The organism is Neisseria sp. P0024.S006 (genome assembly GCF_051956595.1).
In the GTDB taxonomy this organism is placed as follows: Bacteria; Pseudomonadota; Gammaproteobacteria; order Burkholderiales; family Neisseriaceae; genus Neisseria.
This window is the reverse complement of sequence record NZ_JBQCXH010000059.1, coordinates 1-450: the sequence shown is the minus strand read 5'-3', so window position 1 is coordinate 450 and position 450 is coordinate 1. Positions and strand designations below refer to the sequence as shown.

Genomic DNA, 450 nt, shown 5'->3' with positions numbered 1-450 from the left:
GGAAGAATCCGAGCGTCGCCAGAAGGAATTCAACGAGCGTACGGCCCTGTTCATGGAAGCGCTCGACGTCGACGAAATGGTCGGCCAGGTTCTGGCTTCGGAGGGCTTCGCGCAGGTTGAAGAACTGGCTTATGTCGATCTCGACGAAATCTCCTCGATCGATGGCTTCGACGAAGACACTGCCGATGAAATCCAGACCCGCGCCCGTGAATATCTGGAACGCCTGGAAGCCGAAATGGACGCCAAGCGCAAGGAACTCGGCGTTTCCGACGAGCTGCGCCAGATCGACGGCCTGACCTCGCAGATGATGGTTGCGCTCGGCGAAGACGGCATCAAGACCATCGAAGACTTTGCCGGCTGCGCAGCGGACGATCTCGTTGGCTGGAGCGAGCGCAAGGACGGCGAGACGAAGAAGTTCGAAGGCATCTTCTCCAAGCTCGATGTTTCGCG

Annotated in this window: 1 protein-coding gene; it reads left to right on the top strand. The window is 58.9% G+C overall.

The window, feature by feature from the left end:
* Window positions 1–52: 52 nt before the first annotated feature.
* The coding region (locus ACTHUF_RS11265; RefSeq protein WP_440407747.1) for a helix-hairpin-helix domain-containing protein at window positions 53–450 on the top strand (398 nt) is incomplete at its 3' end.